The sequence below is a fragment of the Spirulina major PCC 6313 genome (assembly GCF_001890765.1).
GTDB lineage: Bacteria > Cyanobacteriota > Cyanobacteriia > Cyanobacteriales > Spirulinaceae > Spirulina > Spirulina major.
Genome location: NZ_KV878783.1, coordinates 4,128,018 through 4,153,494 on the forward strand (window position 1 = coordinate 4,128,018; position 25,477 = coordinate 4,153,494).

General features: G+C 55.1%; 23 protein-coding genes and 1 pseudogene. 13 read left to right on the forward strand and 11 right to left on the reverse strand.

Annotated features, from left to right (window positions below; genetic code table 11):
• Window positions 1-13: 13 nt before the first annotated feature.
• Both ruvB and cobU read right to left on the reverse strand, forming a co-directional pair.
• Entirely contained in the window at window positions 14-1,093 is a 1,080-nt protein-coding gene (gene ruvB, locus SPI6313_RS18255; protein ID WP_072622277.1) for a Holliday junction branch migration DNA helicase RuvB, read from the reverse strand.
• 27 nt (window positions 1,094-1,120) lie between these two features.
• The gene (gene cobU, locus SPI6313_RS18260; RefSeq protein WP_072622278.1) at window positions 1,121-1,693 is read right to left on the reverse strand and encodes a bifunctional adenosylcobinamide kinase/adenosylcobinamide-phosphate guanylyltransferase; all 573 of its coding nucleotides are present in this window, start codon (window positions 1,691-1,693) and stop codon (window positions 1,121-1,123) included.
• A gap of 122 nt (window positions 1,694-1,815) precedes the next feature.
• Here cobU and SPI6313_RS18265 point away from each other — a divergent pair, with 122 nt between their 5' ends.
• The 4 genes from SPI6313_RS18265 to hpsU all read left to right on the forward strand — a co-directional run bounded on the left by SPI6313_RS18265 (window position 1,816) and on the right by hpsU (window position 5,354).
• A complete protein-coding gene (locus SPI6313_RS18265) occupies window positions 1,816-2,703 on the forward strand; it encodes a hypothetical protein (protein ID WP_072622279.1) in 888 nt (295 codons plus the stop codon).
• Window positions 2,704-2,860: 157 nt separating this feature from the next.
• Window positions 2,861-3,793 carry a glycosyltransferase family 2 protein gene (locus SPI6313_RS18270; RefSeq protein WP_072622280.1) on the forward strand — a complete coding sequence of 311 codons (933 nt, stop codon included), beginning with the start codon at window positions 2,861-2,863 and terminating at the stop codon, window positions 3,791-3,793.
• Between the two features lie 39 nt (window positions 3,794-3,832).
• Window positions 3,833-4,765 carry a glycosyltransferase family 2 protein gene (locus SPI6313_RS18275; RefSeq protein ID WP_072622281.1) on the forward strand — a complete coding sequence of 311 codons (933 nt, stop codon included), beginning with the start codon at window positions 3,833-3,835 and terminating at the stop codon, window positions 4,763-4,765.
• Window positions 4,755-5,354, forward strand: coding sequence for a hormogonium polysaccharide biosynthesis acetyltransferase HpsU (hpsU, locus tag SPI6313_RS18280; protein ID WP_072622282.1), 600 nt, complete (start codon window positions 4,755-4,757; stop codon window positions 5,352-5,354). The genes SPI6313_RS18275 and hpsU overlap by 11 nt, the downstream gene beginning before the upstream one ends.
• A 264-nt stretch (window positions 5,355-5,618) precedes the next feature.
• Here the strand turns inward: hpsU and SPI6313_RS18285 are convergent, their stop codons facing one another.
• Together SPI6313_RS18285 and psb32 are read right to left on the reverse strand one after the other, a co-directional pair.
• On the reverse strand, window positions 5,619-7,151 hold the full coding sequence (locus SPI6313_RS18285; RefSeq protein WP_072622283.1) for a hypothetical protein: 1,533 nt from the start codon (window positions 7,149-7,151) through the stop codon (window positions 5,619-5,621).
• A gap of 84 nt (window positions 7,152-7,235) precedes the next feature.
• Complete coding sequence (gene psb32, locus SPI6313_RS18290; RefSeq protein WP_217650654.1) at window positions 7,236-7,937, reverse strand: photosystem II repair protein Psb32; 702 nt, start codon at window positions 7,935-7,937, stop codon at window positions 7,236-7,238.
• A gap of 779 nt (window positions 7,938-8,716) precedes the next feature.
• Here psb32 and SPI6313_RS18295 point away from each other — a divergent pair.
• From SPI6313_RS18295 to SPI6313_RS18305, 3 genes are all read left to right on the forward strand, one after another.
• Window positions 8,717-9,181 (forward strand): photosystem I reaction center subunit XI, encoded by a 465-nt coding sequence (locus tag SPI6313_RS18295; RefSeq protein ID WP_072622284.1) that lies wholly within the window; start codon window positions 8,717-8,719, stop codon window positions 9,179-9,181.
• A gap of 360 nt (window positions 9,182-9,541) precedes the next feature.
• Entirely contained in the window at window positions 9,542-10,024 is a 483-nt protein-coding gene (locus tag SPI6313_RS18300) for a photosystem I reaction center protein subunit XI (protein ID WP_072622285.1), read from the forward strand.
• Between the two features lie 71 nt (window positions 10,025-10,095).
• A complete protein-coding gene (locus SPI6313_RS18305; RefSeq protein WP_072622286.1) occupies window positions 10,096-10,212 on the forward strand; it encodes a photosystem I reaction center subunit VIII in 117 nt (38 codons plus the stop codon).
• A gap of 679 nt (window positions 10,213-10,891) precedes the next feature.
• Here SPI6313_RS18305 and SPI6313_RS18310 read toward each other — a convergent pair.
• The 3 genes from SPI6313_RS18310 to SPI6313_RS18320 all read right to left on the reverse strand — a co-directional run bounded on the left by SPI6313_RS18310 (window position 10,892) and on the right by SPI6313_RS18320 (window position 13,546).
• On the reverse strand, window positions 10,892-11,713 hold the full coding sequence (locus SPI6313_RS18310; RefSeq protein WP_072622287.1) for a DUF3598 family protein: 822 nt from the start codon (window positions 11,711-11,713) through the stop codon (window positions 10,892-10,894).
• Between the two features lie 88 nt (window positions 11,714-11,801).
• On the reverse strand, window positions 11,802-12,779 hold the full coding sequence (locus SPI6313_RS18315) for a cysteine synthase A (RefSeq protein ID WP_072622288.1): 978 nt from the start codon (window positions 12,777-12,779) through the stop codon (window positions 11,802-11,804).
• Window positions 12,780-12,844: 65 nt separating this feature from the next.
• Entirely contained in the window at window positions 12,845-13,546 is a 702-nt protein-coding gene (locus SPI6313_RS18320) for a response regulator transcription factor (RefSeq protein ID WP_072623224.1), read from the reverse strand.
• A 129-nt stretch (window positions 13,547-13,675) separates the two neighbouring features.
• Here SPI6313_RS18320 and SPI6313_RS25210 point away from each other — a divergent pair.
• Window positions 13,676-14,799 (forward strand): annotated as a pseudogene (locus SPI6313_RS25210) (RNA-guided endonuclease InsQ/TnpB family protein).
• Window positions 14,800-14,846: 47 nt separating this feature from the next.
• A complete protein-coding gene (locus SPI6313_RS25215; protein ID WP_342751676.1) occupies window positions 14,847-14,996 on the forward strand; it encodes a hypothetical protein in 150 nt (49 codons plus the stop codon).
• Here SPI6313_RS25215 and SPI6313_RS18340 read toward each other — a convergent pair.
• Together SPI6313_RS18340 and SPI6313_RS18345 are read right to left on the reverse strand one after the other, a co-directional pair.
• On the reverse strand, window positions 14,993-15,760 hold the full coding sequence (locus SPI6313_RS18340; protein ID WP_072622291.1) for an HAD family hydrolase: 768 nt from the start codon (window positions 15,758-15,760) through the stop codon (window positions 14,993-14,995). The genes SPI6313_RS25215 and SPI6313_RS18340 overlap by 4 nt on opposite strands.
• Before the next feature lie 38 nt (window positions 15,761-15,798).
• Entirely contained in the window at window positions 15,799-16,704 is a 906-nt protein-coding gene (locus SPI6313_RS18345; RefSeq protein ID WP_425443131.1) for an Npun_R2479 family HD domain-containing metalloprotein, read from the reverse strand.
• 524 nt (window positions 16,705-17,228) lie between these two features.
• Between SPI6313_RS18345 and SPI6313_RS18350 the strand changes: the two genes are divergently transcribed.
• The 4 genes from SPI6313_RS18350 to SPI6313_RS18365 all read left to right on the forward strand — a co-directional run bounded on the left by SPI6313_RS18350 (window position 17,229) and on the right by SPI6313_RS18365 (window position 24,313).
• Window positions 17,229-20,624 carry a GAF domain-containing protein gene (locus tag SPI6313_RS18350; RefSeq protein WP_217650656.1) on the forward strand — a complete coding sequence of 1,132 codons (3,396 nt, stop codon included), beginning with the start codon at window positions 17,229-17,231 and terminating at the stop codon, window positions 20,622-20,624.
• Between the two features lie 372 nt (window positions 20,625-20,996).
• Window positions 20,997-21,746, forward strand: coding sequence for a response regulator transcription factor (locus SPI6313_RS18355; RefSeq protein WP_072622293.1), 750 nt, complete (start codon window positions 20,997-20,999; stop codon window positions 21,744-21,746).
• Between the two features lie 6 nt (window positions 21,747-21,752).
• Entirely contained in the window at window positions 21,753-22,952 is a 1,200-nt protein-coding gene (locus SPI6313_RS18360; RefSeq protein ID WP_072622294.1) for a glycosyltransferase, read from the forward strand.
• 236 nt (window positions 22,953-23,188) lie between these two features.
• Entirely contained in the window at window positions 23,189-24,313 is a 1,125-nt protein-coding gene (locus tag SPI6313_RS18365; RefSeq protein ID WP_072622295.1) for an RNA-guided endonuclease InsQ/TnpB family protein, read from the forward strand.
• A gap of 36 nt (window positions 24,314-24,349) precedes the next feature.
• Here SPI6313_RS18365 and SPI6313_RS18370 read toward each other — a convergent pair whose 3' ends face one another.
• Entirely contained in the window at window positions 24,350-24,652 is a 303-nt protein-coding gene (locus SPI6313_RS18370; RefSeq protein ID WP_072622296.1) for a YkvA family protein, read from the reverse strand.
• Between the two features lie 128 nt (window positions 24,653-24,780).
• Window positions 24,781-25,221: an ExbD/TolR family protein gene (locus SPI6313_RS18375; protein ID WP_072622297.1), complete on the reverse strand. Its 441-nt coding sequence runs from the start codon at window positions 25,219-25,221 to the stop codon at window positions 24,781-24,783.
• Window positions 25,222-25,477: the final 256 nt, after the last annotated feature.

Consider the following 25,477-nt stretch of genomic DNA (forward strand, 5'->3'; position numbering starts at 1 on the left):
AACGGTAGGGAGATTAAAAGAGGGTGGTTTGGGTGGATTCTGGCGAGTAACCCAGGTGGGCATAGGCGTTGGGGGTGGCGACGCGGCCGCGGGCGGTGCGGTTGATGAAGCCAATTTGCAGCAGGTAGGGTTCGTAAACTTCCTCTATGGTACGGGCATCTTCGCCGGTGGCGGCGGCGATCGCTTCCACCCCCACCGGCCCGCCGTTGAACTGTTCGATCATCGTGGTTAAAACGAGGCGGTCTGTCCAATCTAACCCCCTGGGATCGACGTTGAGGAGTTCGAGGGCAGCGGTGGCGACGGCGGCGGTGATGTCCCCTAGGGCTTTGACTTGGGCGTAGTCACGGATGCGGCGTAGGAGGCGGTTGGCGATCCGGGGTGTGCCACGGGCGCGGCGGGCGATTTCGGCGGCTCCGTCGGGGGTGATCGGAACAGCAAAGAGGGCGGCGCTACGGGTGACGATCGCACTCAATTCGTCCACGTCATAAAACCGCAAGCGTTGAATTAGGCCGAAGCGATCGCGCAGGGGAGACGTGAGCGCCCCCATGTTCGTTGTCGCACCGATGATCGTAAAGGGCGGGAGGGGCAGGCTACGGGTGCGGGCGGATTGACCTTTGCCGATGGTGATATCGAGGCGAAAATCTTCCATGGCAGAGTAGAGCAGTTCTTCGGTGATCCGGTTGAGGCGGTGGATCTCATCGATGAACAGAATGTCGCCTTTTTGGAGATTCACCAACAGGCCGGTAATGTCGCGGGGACGTTCGAGGGAGGGGGCGGCGGTGATTTTGCAGTTCACCCCCATTTCCGCCGCGAGGATTAGGGCCATGGTGGTTTTACCCAAACCGGGCGGGCCGTAAAAGAGGGTATGATCGAGGGGGTCTTGGCGTGATTGGGCGGCGGCGATCGCAATCTGCAAGACGGCCTTTAAATCCTTTTGTCCCACATAGTCCGCGAGGGATTGGGGGCGAATGGTTTCCTCGGTTTGGGGGGTTTCTTCCGGGGCGGGGGTGGGGTCGAGGACTTCGCGGGGGGGACGGCGCGATCGCGATCGCTCTGCCTCGTTGCCATTGCCGTAGGTGCTTTGAATCGCCATAATTTCCCCGCCATACTCTGCCCCAGTTTAACGAAGCTCCGGCAATTCCTCCACGGGCGGTAACGGTGTGCCCAATTTCACGAGATCCAACGCATAGCCCCCCGTGACCAGATACACCGCGTCACAGTGGGGACTAAGGCGGCGCACCAATTGACCGAGGCGATCGCGAAAGATTCGCCCCAAAGGATACACCGGCACTAAGCCCCAGCCCACTTCCTCGGCAACGAAAATCAAGGTTCCCTCACAGTTCTGCACGGCGGCGATCAACTGCTCAACCTGCCCGAACCACTCCCGTTCGTCCGCCTCTAACCAACTGGCGAGCCAAGTGCCGAGGGAGTCGATCAGGTAACAGTGATCGGCCTGGGTTTGGGCGGCGAGATAGGCCGGCAGGGTGACGGGGATATGTTCGGTGTGCCAATGGGTGGGGCGGCGATCGCGGTGGCGTTCAATTTTGGCCTGCCATTCGGGATCATCAGGTAAACGTTGGGCGGTGGCGATGTAGGTGACGGGTTGGCCGGTGTCGTGGGCGGCTTGTTCGGCCCATTCACTTTTGCCGGAACTGGCGGGGCCGGTGACTAAAATGCAAAGAGGAGAAGCCATTAAACTGGGTGCATATCATGAAGAACGATAAGCGAGACCATACAATAAAAAGCAGATTTATCATTAACAAAGATTGCTCGACCCGTGGCGCGATCGCATGATGCTCAATCAGTGGCAACCCCATGAAACCTGAACTTCGACGGATTGAAACCACCCTGCAACATTTAGAAGGACAACGGCAAGCTCCGTCGGCCTCCCCTGCCTCTGCAACGCCGCGATCGCCCCAACTCCCCTATATGCCGCCGCGCACCGCCCCCTACCCCACACCCCCACCGCCGCGCCCGGTTTCTCCCCCCGGTGGGATTAATCTCCCCCCCCGTTCCACGGGTCTGCCGCCGATGCGATCGCCCCAAACCCCCCACGCCTACCGCACCAACCCCGCCAACCCCCCCCGACCCGTTTCGCCCCCGTCCTTTCGCGTCCAATCCCCACCCCAATCCCCCTCTCCCCAACGTCCCCCCACGCCCCAAGCCCAGCCCGCGCCTCCTCCCTCCCCACCCCAACGCCCCCCCGCCCCATCGGGGGGACAGATCACCCATGTGCCCGCCGGTCGCCTCAGTCACCATCGCCACAACGTCAACCCCGCCCTCGCCACGAATATTTTGCGGGAAATTGAAGCGGTGATCGTCGGCTGGCAACGGGAGTTAAAACAAATTTTGATCCAGATTCAAAACCTCTACCTTGAAGGGCCGATGGTGGATGGTTGGCTAGAATCCCAAGAGGCCGATCCGGCGCGATCGCTTCCCCAAACAGCCCGCCAACAGATTGAATCGAACTACGGACGGGTCAGTTATGAATTTCCCCGGTCGGGGTATCGTCTTTGTGGCCGCGATGATCAAGGGCGAGTCTGGTCGAAACCCTGCCCGCCCCATCAGGTGGCTGGGGTGAGTATGGCGATCGCCCGGTATCAAAAACTCCGCCAACTCCTCAAGAAAAAACAGGGTTTAGAGCAGCGTTTAAGCAACATCGCCGAAACCCTCGTTTTAGTGCATCGTCGCCTGAAGAGTTAGATGACCTCACCCAACCCTCTCCCTCAGGCGAGGGCTGCTAACGCCCTTCTCCCGTGGGAGAAGGGCCGGGGATGAGGGAATCGGGCGGGTGGCGTGTTAAGACAGGGGAAGATTAGGGGTGCATGATTGACGGTTTTTGAATTTTTAGTGAAAAACTATGACGGTGGCGATCGCAGCAATTATCTGTACTCACAATCGAGAAGACTACCTCGGCAAAGCGATCGATAGTCTGCTCACGCAAGATCACGACGATTACGAGGTGATTGTTGTCGATAATGCCTCCACCGATCGCACCCGTGAGATTGTCGAAGCCCGCTTACCCCATCCCCGGCTGCGCTATTGCTACGAGGCAGAGGTGGGACTTTCAGCGGCTCGCAATCGCGGTGTGCGGGAAACCGAAGCGGCGATCATTACCTATCTTGATGATGATGCGATCGCATCTCCCGGCTGGCTGACTGCCTTAGAAGCGGGATTTGAGGAAGACGAGGAGTTAGCGATCGCCGGCGGCAATGTTACGTTAATTTGGCCCGACGGCTGCACCTGCGCCCCCCCCTGGCTCTCCGACGGCCTCGCCGCCAACCTCGGAGCCTACGACCTCGGCAACCAACCCCGCGCCATCACCCAGCACAACCTCACTCCACGGGGCTTAAACTACGCCATCCGTCGCCTCTTTTGGGAACAAGTGGGAGGATTCGATCGCAACCTCGGCCGCGTCGGCAAAAATCTCCTCTCCAACGAAGAACTGCGCATGACCGAACTCGCCCTCAAACGCGGCTGGCACGTCACCTATCTCCCCGCCGCCACCGTTGCCCACCACGTCACCCCCGAACGGCTAGAGCGGCGCTGGTTCCTCAAACGCGGCTGGTGGCAAGGGGTGAGCGAATCCTATCGCGAGCAACTCACTGGCGCGGGCGGCTGGGGCCAATTTCCCAGAGGCGGCGAGCGCATCGTTCGCGGCCTGTATAAATCCCTAAAATACATTGCTGATCCGGCATTGAGGTTTGATAATTTGGTGTATGCCTACGGTCAAATCGGCTATCTCATCACTTCCTTACAGGGCATCCTATTCCCGCCCTCGTTTAAATCCTAATTGTTTCAAGATTCCCCGCCCAACTAACGCCCTAATCCCATGACTTCCTCCCCCGGAAAAATCCCGGTTTCTGTTTTGATTCCGGCTAAAAATGAAGAATCGAATCTCCCCGCTTGTCTCGACAGTGTGGCGCGGGCGGATGAAGTGTTTGTGGTGGATTCCCAGAGTAGCGATCGCTCCATCGAAATTGCCGAGAGCCACGGTGCGACGGTGGTGCAATTTCACTTCAACGGCCGCTGGCCCAAAAAGAAAAATTGGTCTCTGGAAAATCTCCCCTTTCGCAATGATTGGGTCTTAATCGTCGATTGTGACGAACGCATCACCCCAGAACTGTGGGACGAAATCGCCCAACGCATCCAAGACCCCACCCACCAGGGTTACTATCTCAATCGTCGTGTCTATTTCCTCGGTCAATGGATTCGTCACGGCGGCAAATATCCCGACTGGAACCTACGTTTGTTTCACCACAAACTCGGCCGCTACGAAAACCTCAACACCGAAGAAATCCGCAACACCGGCGACAACGAAGTTCATGAACATGTCATCCTCGATGGCTCCGTGGGCTATCTCAAAGCAGATATGCTTCACATTGATTTTCGGGATATCTACCACTGGCTAGCCCGCCACAATCGCTATTCCAATTGGGAAGCCCGCGTCTATTACAACCTCCTCACCGGCAAAGGTAAAGATGGCACGATTGGCGCAAATTTGTTCGGCGATGCGGTGCAGCGGAAACGGTTTTTAAAAACGATTTGGGTGCGATTACCGTTTAAGCCTACGTTGCGGTTTGTGTTGTTTTATATTTTGCGGTTGGGGTTTTTAGATGGCCATGCGGGCTATACCTATGGCCGATTGTTGAGCCAATATGAATATCAAATTGGCGTAAAACTCTACGAACTGCGAAAATTTGGGGGGCAATTGAACGTTACCCCCACGAATGCCCAACCCGCAAAATCGACCCATGAATCCTAACCCCACCCCACCGCCGGATCTCGAAGGGTGCGATCGCGCCTGGGTCGATCTCAGCCGTTATGATCAATCCTTTTTTGATCGCGGTCGTCCCACTGTGGTGATTCTGCTCTGGTGGTTCGTGCAGGCGGTCTGTTTTCCCCTCACCCTGCATAACATGAGCGGCATTCGTTGCGCCCTATTGCGCCTGTTTGGGGCCACGATTGGTACAGGGGTGGTGATTCGGCCTACGGCGCGGGTCACGTATCCCTGGAAAGTTGCGATCGGCGATTACAGTTGGATCGGCGATGATGTGGTGCTCTACAGCCTCGATCGCATCACCATCGGCGCTCACACCGTCATTTCCCAGGAATGCTATCTCTGCACCGGCAGCCACGATATTAGCGATCGCACCTTCAAACTCAAAACCACTCCCATCACGATCGGCCATGGCGTGTGGATTGCCACGGATTGCTTCATTGCCCCAGGGGTGACGATTGGGTCAAATACCATCGTGGGAGCACGGAGCAGCGTTTTTCGCGATCTCCCGCCCGCGCAGGTGGCCTGGGGCAATCCCTGCCAGGCGATGCGATCGCGCTTCCCCGATCCATGATTGATCCAGTCTGAACCTTTAGCTAATCGGCGGGAAGCCCCGCGCTGTAACGGCAAGGTCAGCGTCGGGATGGGAGCCGCGTGACTGAGCGGAGCGAAGGAACAAACGATCCCTACATCTCATCAGGCAACTGATTAACCTAACGATGGGTTTATGTTAAAGCAAGAGTATGTTGAAAGCCTTCAAGGTCAGAATTTACGAAAAGAGTGCGGGGCTTTCAGACTCTCGCACTCTTTTCGTAAAGAGACGAGGCACGATCGCATTCTAGGGGAGCCATTGGGGTTGGATGCCGACAAAGGGCAACTCTTCTAAGGCGGGGGGATCTTCGGGGTCAGCGGGGGGGATCAAGATCCACAATTGACTATTGACGATCGCTTCGCCGCCATCGGTTTGTAAGCGGCGATCGCGCCCTGCATCCGGGTCAGTGGTGAGTTGGTCGAAGAGCAGCGCCAAGCCATCGGGGGCAACGCTGAGGTGAATATCTTGATAGTTCGGTAGGGTGGTGAGGGGGAGAATCTCTTTCGTTTCTAGGTTGACCTGGGCCACATAGGGCTGCTCGGCATATTCCTGTCCCTCCAACAGATTAGTTAACAGACAGTAGAGATTTTTCCCCCGTGGATCGAAGTCACAGTCCACAATTGAGCCACGGGTGTCAAAGACTTTTTCTTGGCTGCGTTGGTTGGTGACGAGGTAGAGCGATCGCGTATAGAGCAGATCCGGCTTGTCGCGGTTATAGTCCACCATCGCCGCCGTTGTGCCGTCCGGCGCGAAATCCAACACCATCCCGAACTGTGCAAAAAAGTCCAAGGGTTCCGCCCCCGGTTCTAAGGAAAGCAGCGCAATGCCTTCCCCTTGGGCCATCGCAATGAGTTGATTATCCGGGGCAATCTGGAACACGCCCCCCGGTTGATTTTCGAGGGGTACGGGGTCTTGGTCGTCCCGGATTAACCACAGCCCCATCTGGGTTGGGTCATCTCGTTCTACCCGCTGGACGACGATAATGCTGCCATCTGCCGAGAGGTCGAAATTGAGAATTTGGTGGGTTTCATTGGTTAACTGGGGGGTGACTTGGCCGGCGGCGGTGGGTTCGGCATCGAGGGTGGCACTGATCCCCGTAGTAACTCGATAGAGTTGTTGTTCGAGGAGATCGGTTCGGGTCAGATCAGCATCAATGGCCGTGAATAAAATGCTCTGGCCGTCGGGGTAGGGTTCAAATTCCGTGATGACTAAATTGGGCGGGGTGAGGATGGTTTTGCGCTGTTGGGTGAGGTTGTAGAGAATGAGGCGGCCTTCTTCTTCGCGTTCTAGCCCGATGTAGGCAAAGATGCGATCGGGGGTGCGGAAGGTGGCGGTGAAGGGTTGCATTTCCTGACCCAGTTCGTCATTGCCGCGAAATTTTTCCTGGGCTCCGGCGAGGTTCAATTGGTAGCGATCGCCATAGGGAGCCGGAAAATCCAACGTATAGGCCAAGCGTCGCCCCGCCCAACTTACTTTTCCGGGCAGTGGATTGGTAATTTCGGGTTTATCGGGGATCGTGATCTTGAGGTTGTTTTCGACACCGTCGTGATCCATGGGGCGGTTGAATTCCAGCACAAAGGCGTTGTCTTCGGCCCGAATAATTTCATCTTGCCAGTTAAAGGCGGCCACCTTCGGGCGCGTATCCACCCAACAGCGATCGCCCCGACAGATGACCCCGCTGAGCAACAAGATCCCGGCCAAAACCGTAAGCACCACCACCGTGCTCAGGGCCGCAATATCGATGGGATACAAGGTCATCGGTGCAGATTTAAACTTCATAATTGATCGCCATACAAGGTTGAAAGATCAGGGCAAATCCCTGGAGTGGGTTCCCCAGGGATCTCAAGGCTGAGGGGGCGCGGCTTAGCGGCCCGGCAGGCCCACATAGACGAAATAGGTCACCATGGGAACCACCGTCGCCACAATGAGCAACACCACCACCCAGACTGTGGCATTGCGATCGTCGGTTTCTTCCGCGCTGGCGAAGGTGGCTTCCACATCCACGCCGCCCACCTCTGGCGCACCGGGATCGGGTTGTCCGGAGAGTACCGCCACGAGGCGATCGCCCGCATCAATGAGGGCTTTATTATATTTACCGCCGCCTTGGCGCAGGGGGGCGAGGAGGGTATCTTCAGCGATGCTCGTGGCAATCTCGGCGGGGAGGGCTTCGCCGGCGGTGGTATGGATGCCGCCTTGGTTGGTCAGGGTTGCCAAGACTACCACGGTTTGATTGGCTTGAGTGTCTGGGGTGGGAAACCAACGCTCAAAAAGGCGATCGGTAAAGGCGGCGATCGTGTCGTCGTATTCGAGGCGTTCGATGGTGACGAGATGCACCTGTTGACCGGTGGACTCGGTGAGGGCTTGGAGGGCTTTGTTTAACTTGCCCACACTGAGACGGCTGAGGACATCAGCGGAGTCAATCACGCCGCTGCTCTCCACTGGGCTGGGGAGATCATAAACCGTGGTGGCATGGCTCGGCGCGATCCAGAGGGTGAGGCTGAGGATGGCACAACAGAGCGCGATCGCCCCCCGTCGTAGCACCATCCCTAGGGAAGATTGAAACATAAGTATTGACCTAATCACGAATAATTGCATCCCTAAATTGTAAAGGGCGAGGCGAGTCCCCCGCTCACGCTTGAGGGTGACCGGGGTTGCCGCGTGGGCAGATTCGCCCGCGAGGGGAAACATGAACTTTTTTAAACACAACGGTCGGATCTCGCGTCCCTGCTACGCTTGTCTGATAAAACTAGACTAATCTTAACCCTTTGTGATCCTGAGTAATCTTCCCTGTATATCGATCATATAGATGGCGATCGCAACGTTCACCCGCACGAAAAGGTCTGAAGCTCCACCCCTACAGCAAGCCCAGGACAAGCCCGTGAGAACGACCTTTCTTCTTTAAATTGATCATTCAGTTTTCTCTGTCTCTGGTATCATCGCACTATGAAAAGCCGATACCCGGACGCAATCCACCCCGCCTCAAATCAGCAAACCGCACCAACCAAACAGTGCGGATGCTGTCGTGTGGTGTGGAGCGATGTCCTGGTTCTGCTGAAGACAATTCCCCCTGGTGAGCAACGGACACTGTACCTGAACTGCGGTGCAGAACAAGACCGGAGCATCAATGCCAGTGTGAATAGGGTAACGGCAGGGCTTGCCGACCTGAATGGACAGACGTTCAGCAGGGTAAGACCCCAATCCGGGGCGGTTGCTTGTCTGTCTACCCATCAGGAGTCCATTGATTATGGGCAGACTGAAAATCCCCGTGCCTTTAGGCCGGGGAGGATATCAAAAAGTCAAAAGAGCATTTTGTCTACGTCTACATTGATGAGGAGATAGCATTCATGGCATTGGATGTAATTAGTGATGGTGGCGATCCTCAAGTTGGGAACCTCGCCACACCAGTCAATTCTTCGAGATTTACCAAGGCTTTGATCAACAATCTACCCGCCTATCGGGCTGGATTGTCAGCAAATCGCCGCGGCCTGGAAGTGGGAATGGCCCATGGCTATTTGCTCTACGGGCCCTTCGCACTCTTGGGACCCCTCCGAAATACGGAATACGCTGAGTTAGCAGGTCTGATATCGGCAATTGGGTTGGTGGTGATCCTCACCATTTGCTTGGTGATTTACGGGGCGGTGGAATCGGGCAAACCCATTGCCACCTTAACCACGCCAAACCCGCCGGATAGCTTTGCCACTAAAGAAGGGTGGAGCAACTTCGCCAGCGGATTCCTGCTCGGTGGCTGTGGCGGTGCGGCCTTCGCCTATTTCATCTACATTATCCTCAGTTTGTTGGGCCTAAGCTAGTGGTGCTGGGACAAAAACTCAGGCTAATATTTGGCTCAAATCTATCCACGGCCAGGCATTTGTTTCACTAAGTATCAAGTAACGGTTTCAGCGATGTTTTGACCCTCGACCTGATTTTTGATCTGGGCCTGGCTTACCAGGACTTAAAAACCGCATTTGTTTGATCTCACTCTCTTGCTGGATTAGACTTTTGCCCCATACATTTAAGGGGCCCCAGAGCCAAACGTCCGTCCAGGGTTCCGATTTCAATGAACTTTTCTAAAGTTATTTAATGCTTTTGGGACGAAATCGCCCACACGTCTCTAGAATATTAGCTTAAAGTTCTTTAATCAAGAATTTTGGAGAATAGGAGAAATTTTCATGACAATGTCCACCAGCAATCAGATGGTGAAGCCTTATCAGGGTGACCCTCAAATGGGTCATCTGTCCACACCCATTAGTGACTCGGCCTTCACTCGTGCCTTTATTGGCAACCTTCCCGCCTACCGTCCTGGCCTGTCGCCGCTACTGCGAGGCCTAGAGATTGGCATGGCTCATGGCTACTTTATCGGTGGCCCCTGGGTCATGCTCGGCACCCAACGGGGTACGGAGTTCGCTAACCTCAACGGCTTGATTTGCGGCGGAACCCTGTTGCTCATTGCCACAGCTTGTTTAGCTGCCTATGGATTAGTCAGCTTCCAAGACCAATCATCCAACAACCAGGACTCCCTGCAAAGTTCCAAGGGCTGGAGTGAGTTCACGGCTGGATTTTTTGTCGGTGGCATGGGAAGTGCATTTTTGGCATTTTTCTTGTTGGACAATTTCGAGGCTGTTGACGCTATTCTGCGTGGATTTGTCAACTAGTCCTCGATGTTTGGATTTGAATTGCTTGGCACTGTTAACCTAAACTTTTTTGAAATTGGAGCGTTATAGACATGACTGGTGATTACGCTGCTTCCTTTCTTCCCTGGATTCTGATTCCGATGGTCTGCTGGCTGATGCCGCTCGTCACCATGGGACTGCTGTTTATCTACATCGAAAAAGAAGCTTAGGACTCTGTGAGTGGTTCTGGGCTTTGTCCGTCGTTAAATCTAAAATTCAAGTGATTTAGCCAAGGCAAGGAACTTTTAAGACTTTACTCACAGTTTCTAGGATTAGGAAAAAGAGAGAGTGACATTGAATTGTTCTCTCTCTTTTTTCGTGACTTGTTTCCAGTGAAGCGAATCAGCATTCAAGCTACACTGTGCCACTCACCCTAAAGCTCTCTTATAAAGAGACTCAGAACAATGAGGATGCAAGTTAGCTGCCGATCAGCTTATAGCAATCCTATTTGATTCATGAACAGTTGACGTACTCCCCCGCATAAATGACGGGGGATTCTGGGTTCAGACAGCAATTGCAGGCGTAGCCCGTCTTATCTTGCCTAGCCCAATGGACAACGCCCTGCCCATACGGTGCTCACCCCGGAATTTTACTTCGCGCTAGCGAACGCTTTTATCGTATCACCACCAAATCAATTCGATTATTCGCTTATATCCCCCGAATAAAATTCAGGGGGCTTTACGCATCACGCTCGTAAGGGGCTTCAGTCCCTTGTTGATGAGGAGATCAGATCTCCGATTGATTTAGGATCGCTATAACTCCAGGTTTTACAGCTTGTTCACTCATGACCTTCACCCCAAACCCCTCTCCCACGGGGCGAGGATCTTCTGATCTGTACTTGGCTCAACATCACTCAGCCATTTTGCATTCTTTGATCCAGGTTTGATTCAGCCAAGCCCCGGTGCGATCGTATTGGCGCACTAAGCGCAGGCGTGTTGTCGGATTGAGGAGCCAGCCCAATTCACAGACAAAGGCGGTGACGCGGGGAATCCGTTGCGGACAGAGGGATGAACCACCATGGGGTAATAGCAATAATTGATAGGACAGTTCACTTTGGGTGAAGAGGAGGCGATCGCCCACTCGTTGCCCTTGGGATGCGATCGCTGGACTTGACCCATAGGTGAGGGTTTGGGCGATCGTGTCGGGGGCGGTTTGGGTGATGGTTAAATGGGTCGGGAACGATGACACCGTCCAATCTTGGTGATAGGTCACCGCTTCTCCCTGCCAGGTTCCCACCAACTGCTCCATCGTCAACGTCGGACGCACCACCGGATCACACCCCGCCCGCGTTTCCGTAATCAACACCAAATAATCCAACTCCCCGCCCCGCTGATACATCTGCACCAACCGTAAACGGGCTTCGGGCTGGGTTAAGCCAAATTCAGTGCCAAAATCTGACACAGGACTCCATTGCATTGATCCTTTGGTAAATGAGCCATCATTCCCAAACAAAACACTGCGGGAAAGGGTCGCGAATTCGTTGCGGTGGGTGGTAGACGGGGCATCGGCGGGGAAGCGGGTCAACTCAAAGCGGGCAGCGCGATCGCCCAACTGTTCCAAACAAAGCCGCGACGGAGTTTGACTAGCGATCGCCCCCTCCGGACTTAACCGGATAAACGTTCCCTCCCACGTCCCCGCATTTTGCAATAAATTTTCCCACTGAGAAGCCATAACCTACATCTCTCCTGATCGCCACACTTTGCCATTTTCAGGGTAAACCCTGGAATAGGGCTGACACCCATCGGAACTGCGATCGCGTTTAAGCGTGGGGATATAAGCCCCGGCTCACCAACCAATCCGGGTTATAGAGCTTCGATTGATAGCGCGAACCGCCATCACACAGTACCGTTGCGATCGTATGACCCGGCCCCATCTCCTTCGCCAACGCATAGGCCGCCGCCACATTAATCCCCACGGAACCGCCCATAAATAACCCTTCTTTTTCGAGCAGTTGGTACAGCACCCGCACACATTCTTTATCGTCAATTTGGATCGCGTCATCAATAGGCACACCCTCCATATTGCCCGTGATCCGGCTATTGCCAATCCCCTCAGTGATTGAACTGCCTTCGGGGTTAATCTCCCCCGTTTTCACGTAGCTATAAAGACCGCTCCCCATCGGGTCAGCCACCACACAGCGAATGTCCGGATTTTTCTCCTTCAAAAATAGAGTGACCCCGGCATAGGTTCCCCCCGTCCCCGTCGCCGCCACCCAACCATCGATCGCGCCATCGGTTTGGGCCCAGAGTTCGGGGCCCGTGGTTTCGTAGTGGGCGTTACGATTCGCCAGGTTTTCAAACTGATTCGCCCAGATGCCGTTTTCTAATTCCTCCGCCACCCGGCCCGACAGTTTGACGTAGTTGTTGGGGTCTTTATAGGGCACGGCGGGCACGGGGCGAACCTCTGCGCCGAGGGTGCGCAGCATATCCATTTTTTCTTGAGATTGGGTTTCTGGGATGATGATCAGGCATTTGTAGCCTTTGGCATTGCAGATATGGGCTAGGCCAATCCCGGTGTTGCCCGCAGTGCCTTCAACCACGGTGCCGCCGGGCTTTAAGTGTCCTTGTTTTTCCGCCGCTTCGATGATGTAGAGGGCGGCCCGGTCTTTAACAGACCCGCCGGGATTTAAAAACTCAGCTTTACCCAGAATTTCACACCCGGTTTCATCACTAAAACTGTTGAGGCGAAGGAGGGGTGTGTTTCCGACTGTACCGACAAAACCGTTTTTAATATCCATGGGGCGTGAGGAATGACCGATTGTACTCCGTGGTTATTGTACCGGGTTGGGGGGTAGGGGCGGGGTTAGGCATCGTCTTCAAATTTGTAGCCGAGGCCGATGACGGTTTTGATGAATTGGGGTTGGGAGGGGTCGAATTCAACTTTTTTCCGGAGGCGGCCAACGTGGGTATCGACGACGCGCTCATCGCCAAAGAAGTCATCCCCCCAGAGTTTTTCGATCAGTTGGGGGCGTGTCCAGACGCGGCCGGGGTAGCTGAGGAAGACGCTGAGGAGGTTGAATTCAAGGGCGGTGAGGTCAAGAATTTCGTCGCCGTGGCTGGGATTGTGGCGGGTGACGAGGTGTTGATCGAGGTCGAGGGTGAAGTGAGCGGTTTGGTGGAGGCGGCTTTTTTCGCCGCGCAGGCTACGGCGCAGGAGGGCGCGGACGCGGGCGACGAGTTCGCGGGGGCTGAAGGGTTTGACGAGATAGTCATCGGCTCCGGTGGAAAGGCCGATGACGCGATCGATCTCGTCGCTGCGGGCGGTGAGCATTAGGATGTAGGGGTCTTTGGGGAGGCCCATTTGACGAATACGGGTGCAGACTTCGAGGCCGTCGAGGCCGGGAAGCATCAGGTCAAGGATGATTAGGTCGGGCTGAATGCTTTGCACAAGGTGGAGGGCTTGGGGGCCGTCGGCGGCGCGATCGCACCCAAACCCCTCCCGCGCCAAGGTATCGCTCAACAGTTGAGCGATTTCGGCGTTGTCTTCCACAATGAGAATTTTCATGGTGGTGATTGCGTCAAGGGTATGAACGATCTTACGAATGTAAAGCGTAAAGCCCCCGTTTTCCAAACGGGGGATATAAAGCGAAGGGCTGAATTTATTCAGCCGTGATACCGAGGTATCATAGCAACCATGAAAACGCTCAAGTTCAAGCTCTACCAGCATAAGCGGAATAGATACCTCAAGCGGACAATCAATGCCGCAGGGCGTATCTACAACCATTGTGTTGCCCTCCACAAACGGTACTACCGAATGTGGGGCAAGCACTTGAACTGCGCCCGACTGCAAAAACACATCGCCAAGCTTCGGAAACGGAACCCCTGGTGGTTACAAGTGGGTTCTCAAGCCGTACAGGATATCAGCCAACGAATTGAGAAAGCGTATCAACTGTTCTTCAAACACAACAAAAAAGGCGTTCGCCTGCCAAACTTTAAGAAGACCCGAAAGTACAAATCCTTCACCCTCAAGCAAGCTGGGTACAAATTCCTCGGTGGCAACCGGGTCAGGATTGGGAACAAAGTCTATCAATATTGGAACTCTCGCCCCATTGAGGGCAAGGTCAAGACCGTGACGATTAAACGAACTCCCTTGGGAGAACTGTTCATGATTGTCACGGTAGATACCCTGTCAGACCCCAAGTCAAAACCGAGACAGGTAACATTGCTGGTTTTGATTTTGGACTTAAGACGTTTCTGACCTGTTCGGAGGGATTCAAGATTGATGCCCCCTTGTTCTTCAAGCAGTCACTCAATGCAGTTCGCAAAGCAAGTCGAGAATTATCTCGCAAGCAAAAGGGTTCAGCGAATCGAGAACGTGCCCGATTGAACTTAGCCCGCAAGCATGAAGATATTGCCCATCGACGGCGGGACTGGTTCTGGAAGTTGGCTCACCGCCTGACGAATCAGTTTGATGTGCTGTGTTTTGAAACCTTGAACCTCAAGGCGATGCAGCGGCTTTGGGGGCGTAAGGTGAGTGATTTGGCGTTTCGGGAGTTTCTGCAAATCCTGGAGTGGGTGGCGACGAAGAAGGGGAAGCGGGTGGTCTATGTTGACCGCTGGTTCCCTTCGAGCAAGACCTGTTCAAGTTGTGGTCATATTTTGGAGCATCTGGATTTAGAGACTCGCCATTGGCGGTGTCCCAGTTGCTCGACAGAGAATGACCGGGATGAGAATGCGGCGATGAATATTAAAGTGGCTGGGGCTTCAGCCATTGGGTTAGGTGATGTCAGACAGGCGTTGCCTGCTATTGCTGTTTGATCCCAGAATCCCCCGTTTTCTAAACGGGGGAGTAAGTCAACATTTCCATTGGCATTGCGGAATTTCCACACCATGGGTCTACGGAATGTGATCTCTTACAGGCGGCGGATGCGGCGTTGTACGCGGCGAAGGAAGGGGGGCGTGATTGTACTGTGGTGGCGACGGTGACGGCTAAGCCCGCGATGCTCCGTTCTTAGCACCACTGGGAGATGTCTTGATGAAACTGATCGAGGGAGAGGAGTTGGAAGCGATCGTGGTGTTGGGCAGTCTCTCGCATGGCTGCGGTGTTGTAGCCCCAGTCGGCGAGGAAAAGTTTAACGATGCGCAGATCCGGTTGGTCGGCGATATTTTCTAGGGTACTGAGGCGGTCTTCAATAAACCAGGCTTGGGGGGTTTGAAAGAGTAATTGGCGCAGGGAGTCGGCTTTGGGGCGTTTGACTTCTTTGCCGAAAATATGGGCGCGGGGAAAGTTGAGGCCCTGTTGCCGGAGGAGTTGGTCAATGAAGCGGCCTTCTTTGGTGCTGATGATCCACAGTTCTGGTGTGTCGGCGGCGAGCCAGGTGCGCAGACGATCGAGAACGCCGGGATAGAAGCGGTGGAGAGCAAGCCAGCCGTCTAGATCCGTTTGCATCCATTGGTCGCGGACGTGATCAACAACGGTGGCAAGATGGATACGATCGCACTCTTCGGCCTTAACAATTTCATTACGAATCGGGGCCCAATGGTCAGCGATCGCGTCACCGGAAACCCCCGTGACCAATGCTCGCAACAGTATCGGCATTTCCCAGCCACTTTCAATCACCGGGCGGAGGCGACAAAATTCCGCTTCCCAGGGGGATAAATCGAGGCTTTTCCCCCAGAGAACGGAATAGGCCCGACAGGTGGTTTGAAAATATTCGAGTAACCCATCACAGATGACCCCATCAAAATCAAGTGCGAGGAGTGGTAAGTCTGGAGCCATGGGTTCAGGGTGAGGGCCGACATCGGCAGCAACCTGGACTAGGCTGGAAGAGCCGTAGAGGGCGATCGCATCCCGCTGAGGTGCTCCGCCTGTTGCTGCATCGCCTTCGAGTGTAACTCATGCTCTACTAAAAAAATATTCCCATAGAGATTGGCCACCACCTGCTTACCCCCTTGGGTCGCACAGAGATATTTCAGCCCATCCTGAATATAGGGCGCAACCACCGTCCAGAAAAACCCCGGCACACCGTCCCGCAAATCCCCCGGATGCTGATACCCCAATTGTTGATTGGTGCCATTTTCGGCAAATTCTTGAAACAGCGCGGGCAGTTTATCCAAATAGCGCGGGTCTGCCAATTGCCCCAGGAGATCCGCCGCTCGGATTAACCCCGGATAGCCACGGGTGTCATCGTAACGAGTTCCGGATGGAACGGGAAAACGGGTCAGTTCGATGCCATCTTGGACACGCTTCACATCGATCAGGGGATGATCCCTAAACTGTTCTGCCACAAAGCGCTGACCCCGATCCACATGGTAGGGGGTGAGGCTTGCGTCGGTTTGGTCTGGGGTGAGGGTGACCATGCGGCTACCCACGCCCGTGGTGTAGAGGTGGTATTGGGGGCGATCGCCCTGACAAATGCCTTTCAAATAGCCCACATCATGGCAGAGCAAGGCGAGGAGGCCGTGAAACCAGTCCTCCGGAGTCACGCCACCATCCTGCTGCTGCTTGCCCCGCAGGATTTCTTGGCCCGTTAAGGTCACCAGGATCGTATGCTCCACATCATGGTACGCCGCATCACTGGCCGCGATCGCCGTCAGCACCGTTGTAGCCACATCACCCAACACCTCACCATAGTCCGGGTGAATCTGCTCGTAGGTTTGGGCATAGCCCCGCCGCAACTGTTGACGACAATATTGAATTTCACGATCAACCATCTTGAACACCATGCGTTCCCTGAGATCCACCTTAGACACCAGTTGCCTCTGATCGGGCAAGGGGGATGGTTCAGAGACAAGACCCTTGACCCAGAACACAACAGAAGGCAAGCGGTTATGGCGCGATCGCACCATCCCAGGGTCTGCTGATCCTCATTTCACCCCAACTGCTCCAGTATCCCCTAAAAAACCAGCGGAAATCAGTCCGTATTTTTACTTAATTCCTCGACAATACAACCGCAGGATGGCCAGCTGTCTTATTCTCTCATCCAAGCCAAAACAACCAAGCGGTTGGACCGTTCCCCATCCATGCCCCGCAATCTCCCAACCCCAGGATCGCCCAGGGACGTGGTCACCATCCCCTCAGTTTTAAAGACTAAGGGATAATGCAGTTGAGCGGGATGGGGCACAGATTGCAATCCCTAGCACAGTCCTCAATCCGCTCGACACCGTAGCATGGAAGATATAAATCCAAGCCAAACTTTAACGAGATCACCCTAAAGCATGACTGAATGCTTGGATCACTGATGACCATGTTTTCTCCTCTATCCCCTTATCTCTACACGGTTGGTGGCCCCCTCCAGCCCAATGCTCCTAGCTATGTCGTCCGCCCCGTTGATCATGAGTTGGAAATGGCTCTCAAGGGAGAGGGCTGCTGTGGGGTGTTTGCCCCCGGTCAGATGGGCAAAACGAGCCTGCGATTGCGAGTGATGGATCGCCTTCAGCGGGAGGGCTATGCCTGTGTGGCGTTGGAATTGATGAAGATGGGCTGTGAGGATAGCACGTCCCAACAGTGGTATGGGGGCATCATGCAGCAGTTGGTGCTGCGGTTGGGGGTGGAGATGTCGTTGGGGGTGTGGTTACGCGATCGCGCCTTTCTCTCGCCGGTACAGCAATTCAGCGAACTCCTCGAAACCCTGATTTTCCCAACCGTCCAGGCCCCGATCGTGCTGTTTATTGATGATGTGGAGCGTTTGGGGACACTTCAGTTTAGTCCTAATGACTTTTTTGCGGTGTTGCGGGGCTGCTGGGAGTCCGGGACAATTCGAGTGGCCCTGTTTGGGGATACCCTCGCCCCGGACGGGTTAGATCGAGCCGGTCGCGCCCTCCTCACTCAATGCGGCTCTCGGATCACCCCCGGTGGCTTTGCCCTGGCGGCCACTCAACCCCTCTGGCAGGGCTTGCGGGAGCATGTGCCCGATCCGGAGGCGATGATGGCGTTGATTTTGGACTGGACGGGGGGACAACCGTTTTTAACCCAAAAACTCTGTGCGCTGATTGTCCAAGCCCCCCAGTCCCCTCCGGCGGATGGCCAAGGGGCCTGGCTAACGCAGTTGATCACGACGCAACTGCTCGACCCGTGGGCAAGCCACGATCAGCCGCCCCATCTGCGGTTGATCTGCGATCGCCTTTTGGCCCCTGGTCCTAACCTATTGCCGCGTTTACAGGGGTATCAGGCCGTGGTGACAGGCCAAGGGGAAGCGGTGGAACGGAGCGCGGTGCAGCAGGAGTTGCAGGTGCTGGGGTTGATTCGGGTCGAGTCGGGGCGGGCGCGGGTGGCGAACCGGATTTATCAGGCGGTGTTTTCGGCGGTGTGGGTACAGGAGGCGATCGCCACCCTCCAGCCGGATTTTATCAACTTGGTGCTGGAACAAGAACATCAATTACTCACCGTTTTGAAGGGGCAGACCGGCCAGGATTTTGAAGATCTGTTGGGGTCGATTTTGGGAACTTTAATTCTCAACCTGGGGGAAATGCTGGCGGCGGATCATGTCAACTTGTTTTTTTTGAATTCGGAGACCGATGAACTCTGGTCGATCTTGACCCAAACCACGGTCAGCCACAGCACCAAGATTCAACTTTTTGCCGAGACTGCCACCCCAGAGCGTGTCATGATCTATAAAAAGGCGGTGCATGTGTCGAGAACCACGGCCAACGATTGGGGGGTGATTGTGGCCAATGTTCAAGCCCAAACGGCACTGTTTCGCAATGAATTGACGCTGCCGTTGCGGGATGAAACGGGGGAAATTGTCGCCTTTATTCAGGTGATGAATAAGCTCAAAGTTCCCTCCCGTCCAGAGTTACCCCTCGTGGAACGCATTGACCTCAATGGGTTTACCGAACGCGATCGCGATCGCCTCAACACCGCCGCCCCCGCCCTCCATCGGATGCTCAAGCGTTGCCAAGACTGCTACAGCTTTACCCAGCGCCTCCATATTTCTGAAGCGATCGCCGAAGCCACCCGCACCGTCGCCCACAGCAGCCTCAACACCCAAGACATCATCCGCCGCGTCATGGCCGCCGCCAAACGCCTCATGAACGCCGATCGCAGCACCCTCTGGCTCCTTGATGACCGTAACGACCAACTCTGGACAGAGATTCCCTTTAGTGATGGCTCCGTCCACACGATCCGCATCCCCGTCAGCCAAGGCTTTGCCGGACAAGTCGCCGCCACCGGGCAACCCCTCAACATTCCCTACGACCTCTACGACCATCCCGACTCCGTCATCGCCCAGCAAACTGACCAACAGACCGGTTATCGCACCTGTAGCCTCCTTTGCCTACCGGTGTGGAGTCCCGACGGGGAATTATTGGGCGTGACCCAATTGGTGAATAAACGCCGCCCCGGAGCACAGGAACCCTACGACGCGAGAAACTGGCCCGCTGCCCCCTACGCCTTCCAAGCCAGTTTCGATCGCAACAGTCAACAATACCTCAAGATTTTTAATACCCAAGTGGGGATCGCTCTCCACAATGCCCGACAACTCGAACAGATGCAACGCCAAGCCCAACCGCGTTCCGACAATGCGGTGAGCCAAACCCTCGACCTCCTCAATCAAGTCATGGATGGGAATGGCTTTGACGATATTCTCGATACCACCTTGCGATCGATTACGCTGCGGGTGGGACGGGCGTTAAATGCCGATCGCACCACCATTTTTTTGCTTGATGAAGACAATCAGGAATTTTGGTCAATCTTGGCGGAGGCGGACGGCACCAATGATTTAGAAATTCGGATTCCGGCGGATCAGGGCATTGTGGGGGAAACGGCGCGGTGTCGTCAGATTTTGAATATTCCCTACGATTTTTATGATGATCCCCGGTCGGCGATCGCCCAAATCCAGGATCGCAAAAATAACTATCGCACCTATACCCTCGTGGCCGTTCCCTTGCTCAATGAGCAAGGCAACCTGATCGCCGTCGTCCAATGCCTCAACAAACTCCAACGCTTCCACGATCGCACCGCCCCCCTCGCCCAACGCATCGACCCCGCCGGCTTCACCACCGCCGACATCAGCCGCTTTTTAGACAACACCCCCCTGATGCGGATGATCCTCGAAAGTTTCCGCGCCTACCACCGCACCGCCAAGCAACAACGCATCGCCGCCGCCCTCATGGCCGCCACCCGCTCCGTCTCCCAAGGCAAACTCACCATTGACGGCGTGATTCACCAAGTCATGACCGCGGCCCAAGATCTGCTCAACGCCGATCGCAGCACCCTGTGGCTCCTCGACCGCGATCGCCAAGAACTCTGGACAAAAATCACCTCGATCAACGGCACAACCCGCGAACTCCGCCTCAACCTCGGCGAAGGCTACGCGGGCTGGGTCGCCCAACATACCCTACCCGTCAATATTCCCTACGACCTCTACGATCACCCCCAATCCGCCACCGCCAAAACCATCGATCGCTGCACCGGCTATCGCACCTGTAGCCTCCTCTGTCTGCCGGTGTGGAATCCCCAAGGCGAACTGATTGCCGTCACTCAACTCGTCAATAAAATTCGCCCCAACCTCCACAGGCAAGAACCCACCCCCCCCACGGCATCCCGGACTATCTCCACACCGGTTTTGATGCCCATGACCAACGCTATATGCAGGTGTTCAATCGACAGGTGGGCGTTATTTTGGACAATGCCGAACGCTTAACCGCGCAGCGCGATCGCACCCCTCAACCGCGTTAAACCCCACCGCTGCCCGCCACCTTGCCCCAATTATCAACATTTGTTAACTTAGCAAGGGAGGCCGATCCCGCCCCAATTGCCCCAAACTGCGATCGTCCCCGTCCAGAGAAACCCCATCCCCTCTCGCTCTGACTCTGCCTCTCATTGCTCCCCCGCGATGCGATCGCCCCCGTCACCCCCCGTCACCCCGCTTCACCCCCCACCCCCCAGCCTCGCCGCGAATCCCGATCCCCACCTGGGGAAGATGCAAAATTAGCGCGTATAATCAAAACATCGTTCATTTATTGCTACAGTTCGTAGCAATCTGTAATGAATCGTGTTGACATTCCTGTAGGTCATGCCCCGAATATTGGTCATTGATGATGATCCCGCAATCTCAGAACTCGTCTCCATCAATCTGGAGATGGCTGGTTATGATGTCAATCTAGCCAGTGATGGCATCAAAGGCCAGGCCCTCGCAGTCCAACTCCAACCGGATTTGATCCTGCTTGACCTGATGCTTCCCAAAGTCGATGGCTTTACCATCTGTCAACGCCTACGACGGGATGCTCGCACCACCGATATCCCAGTTTTGATGTTGACAGCCCTCGATCAAACCCAAGATAAAGTCGGTGGCTTTAACGCTGGAGCCGATGACTATCTCACGAAACCCTTTGAGCTTGAAGAAATGTTGGCGCGAGTGCGGGCCTTATTGCGCCGCACTGATCGCATTCCCCAAGCCGCCAAGCATTCCGAAATTCTCAACTATGGCCCGTTAACCCTGATTCCGGAACGGTTTGAAGCCATTTGGTTTAACAAAACCGTTAAACTCACCCATCTTGAATTTGAATTGCTTCACTGTCTGCTGCAACGCCACGGGCAAACCGTATCACCGAGCGAAATTCTCAAAGAAGTCTGGGGCTACGATCCCGATGACGACATTGAGACGATTCGGGTTCATATCCGGCATTTGCGCACCAAAATTGAACCTGATCCCCGGCATCCCTGCTACATCAAAACCGTTTATGGTGCGGGCTACTGTTTAGAATTGCCCAGTAGTGAAAACACAATCCCTGATCCCGACCCGGATTCTGCTGCAACGTCCTAGGCTGTCATGAGGCGTTATTACCTGTTCTATGTGCGCGAGACTCTACCGATGTCGGGGGCGTATCTCGTGCAGATGGTTCATCTTGCCAACGCGGCGGCGAATCTGGGCTATCGGGCGGTGTTAGTGTACCCACGCCCTACCCGGCGCGTTTGGCGTTGGGTGGCCGGATTTCACCCCCAAGGGGCGGCGGCGGATCTGCGGGCCTATTATCAATTGCAAGCCGACTTACAAACGGCAGAGTTGGCTGTGCTAAGGGGGGGCGATCGCCTCCCCGGCCTCCTCGGCAAACTCACCAACCGCAGCACCGTCGTCTGTAAATACCATCTACCCCTGCATCTGCGCCAGCAGACGGGCTTGGTGCATAGTCGCGATTGGAATTTTGTCAAAGCCGCGATTCAGCAGGGCATTCCCGCCATCTATGAGCGCGACCACTGCGAAACAAAACGCTACGAGCCGGAGATCGTCCAGAGTCCCCTCCTCCATGCCACGGTGACCGTGGCGACTCCGGTGCGAGACAATTTAATCGCCAATGGGATGCCCCCGGAGAAAATCCGCCAATTTCATAATGGGTTTAACCGGGGATTTTACGAACGACACCCCGACCAGGCGCAGGCGTGGCGCGATCGCCTCCTCACCGCCGATCAATCCCTCGTCGTCTATGCCGGTGCTCTCGAACCCTTCAAAGGCATTGATATCATCCTCGACATTGCCCCCCAGTTTCCCGATGTTCAATTCGCCCTGGCCGGTGGCCCTCCCACCCAGATCGCCCATTACGAAGCCGAACTCAAAACCCGCCACCTCACTAACGTCTCTCTCCTCGGCTACCTCAGCCACGATCGCCTCGCCCCCCTGCTCCAAGCCGCCGATATTCTGGTCTATCCCCACCACGCGGGCAACGCGGCCAACTTCACCTCCCCCATGAAACTCTTTGACTACATCGCCGCCGGGCGTAATATCATCTCCACCACCATCCCACCCCTGCGCGAATTCCAAACCTCCCCCTTAATCACCGCTTGGGCCGAACCCGACAACCCCCAAGACTTCGCGCTCCAACTCCGCAAAACCCTAACGACCCAACCCGCCTGGACTCCCCAAGGCCTCTACCCCTGGAACGCGGTGCAGTCCTATTCCTGGGAAGCCCGCATCGAAAAGACCCTCCACGGCCTCGATCCCGCCTGTCTACAGGCTCTCCGGTCAGGGCAATGATGGGGTTTCCCTCCAGCCTCGCAAGGGTGGAGGGATTGGGGGCGATCGCCTAGAATCAAACCAGCCCATCTCTTAGGCTTGGAGAGATCCAATGGTACAAACACCCGCCACACCCGCCACCGAAATGTTACGACTAGAGTTACGAATGTAAAGCGTAAAGCCCCCGTTTTCCAAACGGGGGATATAAGCGAAGGGCTGAATTTATTCAGCCGTGATACCGAGGTATCATAGCAACCATGAAAACGCTCAAGTTCAAGCTCTACCAGCATAAGCGGAATAGATACCTCAAGCGGACAATCAATGCCGCAGGGCGTATCTACAACCATTGTGTTGCCCTCCACAAACGGTACTACCGAATGTGGGGCAAGCACTTGAACTGCGCCCGACTACAAAAACACATCGCCAAGCTCCGTAAACGGAACCCCTGGTGGTTGCAGGTGGGTTCTCAAGCCGTACAGGATATCTGCCAACGAATTGAGAAAGCGTATCAACTGTTCTTCAAACACAACAAAAAAGGCGTTCGCCTGCCAAACTTTAAGAAAACCCGAAAATACAAATCCTTCACCCTCAAGCAAGCTGGGTACAAATTCCTCGGTGGCAACCGGGTCAGGATTGGCAACAAAGTCTATCAATATTGGCACTCTCGCCCCATTGAGGGCAAGGTCAAGACCGTGACGATTAAACGAACTCCCTTGGGAGAACTGTTCATGATTGTCACGGTAGATACCCTGTCAGAACCCCAAGTCAAAACCGAGACAGGTAACATTGCTGGTTTTGATTTTGGACTTAAGACCTTCTTGACCTGTTCTGAGGGATTCAAGATTGATGCCCCCTTGTTCTTCAAGCAGTCACTTAACTCGGTTCGCAAAGCGAGTCGAGAGTTGTCCCGTAAGCAAAAGGGTTCAGCCCATCGGGAACGTGCCCGATTGAACTTAGCCCGCAAGCATGAAGATATTGCCCATCGACGGCGGGACTGGTTCTGGAAGTTGGCTCACCGCCTGACGAATCAGTTTGATGTGCTGTGTTTTGAAACCTTGAACCTCAAGGCGATGCAGCGGCTCTGGGGGCGTAAGGTGAGTGATTTGGCGTTTCGGGAGTTTCTGCAAATCCTGGAGTGGGTGGCGACGAAGAAGGGGAAGCGGGTGGTCTATGTTGACCGCTGGTTCCCTTCGAGCAAGACCTGTTCAAGTTGTGGTCATATTTTGGAGCATCTGGATTTAGAGACTCGCCATTGGCGGTGTCCCAGTTGCTCGACAGAGAATGACCGGGATGAGAATGCGGCGATGAATATTAAAGTGGCTGGGGCTTCAGCCATTGGGTTAGGTGATGTCAGACAGGCGTTGCCTGCTATTGCTGTTTGATCCCAGAATCCCCCGTTTTCTAAACGGGGGAGTAAGTCAATCCTCCACTGAGACCGCATCCACATCAACGGTGGCGGTGCTGCCAATGCCATCATCGGGGGTAACACCTTCACTCTGTCGCGCTTTAGCGAAGTCGAGCACCATTTGGGAAACTTCGCTAATTAACAGGGTCAAAATCGCGATGTCATCGATTTGCCCCACAATCGGGATCAGGTCAGGGGCGATGTCTAAGGGGCTGACGAGGTAAGCCAAACTGCCGAGAATAATCCACCACCGATATTTAGGGTTGCGGAGGGTGGTGCGATACCAGTTGTAGAGGGCTTGGGGTGACATGCTCATAGGTTTAGCGGGTTCAGGGCGTTAATCGTTTGGTTCCATTGTGACAAATTGGCGATCGCAACGGGGAACGGCATTTTCTTGCATCTGACGGCGGATTTCCACACCCGATCCCATCGGGAAGGTTGGGGCTAGGGGGCGATCGCAGGATTAACGGGGGCGGAATCAATGGGGGCGGGTTGAGTGGCGATCGCTAACTGCACCCCCCCCAACTGCCGCAATTGATCCATCACCGCGACAACATCCCCGTGGGGAACTACCCGATCCGCATTCAACAACACCACCAAAGGCTGCTCCGGGGTTTGCATCCCCTCCAAGGCGGTGATGATCTGCGGTAGGGGGGTGGGGGTTTGATTGAAAAAAATCTGACCATCGGCCCGCAGCGTCACCGTCACTGGCGGCACGGGCTGGGCTTCGGAGGTGGCCGCTGGGGGGAGATTGACGGGCATTCCGGTTAAGCGCACCAACTGCACCGCCGCGAGAATCACAAAGGCCAAAATCACAAAAATCACATCAATCATCGAGATGAGATTGATGCTTAACGGGGTGTCAGGGTCATCAGGCAGACGCATACTTGGGAATAGATCAGGACTATGGTTCCATCTTAGAATGTCCAAATTCATCTCACCGTAAAGCCAATCGACTCGAACGGAAGTCTTCTTGTGACAGTTAAGCCAGGACTGCGCAGTGATCCCATGTTTGCGTTGCCCTCCTTTCCCAGCGCCCCCAGTAGGGCGATGGGGATGAAGATGTCAAGGTCGCAAAGCCACGATCTTCACCCAATGCGAGTAGAATCATTAAGACTCCAGACACTGAATTTTTAACACA

Coding starts and splice junctions, on each gene's coding strand:
- ruvB (WP_072622277.1), bottom strand. CDS start 1,093: ATGGCGATTCAAAGCACCTACGGCAATGGCAACGAGGCAGAGCGATCG.
- cobU (WP_072622278.1), bottom strand. CDS start 1,693: ATGGCTTCTCCTCTTTGCATTTTAGTCACCGGCCCCGCCAGTTCCGGC.
- SPI6313_RS18265 (WP_072622279.1), top strand. CDS start 1,816: ATGAAACCTGAACTTCGACGGATTGAAACCACCCTGCAACATTTAGAA.
- SPI6313_RS18270 (WP_072622280.1), top strand. CDS start 2,861: ATGACGGTGGCGATCGCAGCAATTATCTGTACTCACAATCGAGAAGAC.
- SPI6313_RS18275 (WP_072622281.1), top strand. CDS start 3,833: ATGACTTCCTCCCCCGGAAAAATCCCGGTTTCTGTTTTGATTCCGGCT.
- hpsU (WP_072622282.1), top strand. CDS start 4,755: ATGAATCCTAACCCCACCCCACCGCCGGATCTCGAAGGGTGCGATCGC.
- SPI6313_RS18285 (WP_072622283.1), bottom strand. CDS start 7,151: ATGAAGTTTAAATCTGCACCGATGACCTTGTATCCCATCGATATTGCG.
- psb32 (WP_217650654.1), bottom strand. CDS start 7,937: ATGTTTCAATCTTCCCTAGGGATGGTGCTACGACGGGGGGCGATCGCG.
- SPI6313_RS18295 (WP_072622284.1), top strand. CDS start 8,717: ATGGCATTGGATGTAATTAGTGATGGTGGCGATCCTCAAGTTGGGAAC.
- SPI6313_RS18300 (WP_072622285.1), top strand. CDS start 9,542: ATGACAATGTCCACCAGCAATCAGATGGTGAAGCCTTATCAGGGTGAC.
- SPI6313_RS18305 (WP_072622286.1), top strand. CDS start 10,096: ATGACTGGTGATTACGCTGCTTCCTTTCTTCCCTGGATTCTGATTCCG.
- SPI6313_RS18310 (WP_072622287.1), bottom strand. CDS start 11,713: ATGGCTTCTCAGTGGGAAAATTTATTGCAAAATGCGGGGACGTGGGAG.
- SPI6313_RS18315 (WP_072622288.1), bottom strand. CDS start 12,779: ATGGATATTAAAAACGGTTTTGTCGGTACAGTCGGAAACACACCCCTC.
- SPI6313_RS18320 (WP_072623224.1), bottom strand. CDS start 13,546: ATGAAAATTCTCATTGTGGAAGACAACGCCGAAATCGCTCAACTGTTG.
- SPI6313_RS18340 (WP_072622291.1), bottom strand. CDS start 15,760: ATGGCTCCAGACTTACCACTCCTCGCACTTGATTTTGATGGGGTCATC.
- SPI6313_RS18350 (WP_217650656.1), top strand. CDS start 17,229: ATGTTTTCTCCTCTATCCCCTTATCTCTACACGGTTGGTGGCCCCCTC.
- SPI6313_RS18355 (WP_072622293.1), top strand. CDS start 20,997: ATGCCCCGAATATTGGTCATTGATGATGATCCCGCAATCTCAGAACTC.
- SPI6313_RS18360 (WP_072622294.1), top strand. CDS start 21,753: ATGAGGCGTTATTACCTGTTCTATGTGCGCGAGACTCTACCGATGTCG.
- SPI6313_RS18365 (WP_072622295.1), top strand. CDS start 23,189: ATGAAAACGCTCAAGTTCAAGCTCTACCAGCATAAGCGGAATAGATAC.
- SPI6313_RS18370 (WP_072622296.1), bottom strand. CDS start 24,652: ATGAGCATGTCACCCCAAGCCCTCTACAACTGGTATCGCACCACCCTC.
- SPI6313_RS18375 (WP_072622297.1), bottom strand. CDS start 25,221: ATGCGTCTGCCTGATGACCCTGACACCCCGTTAAGCATCAATCTCATC.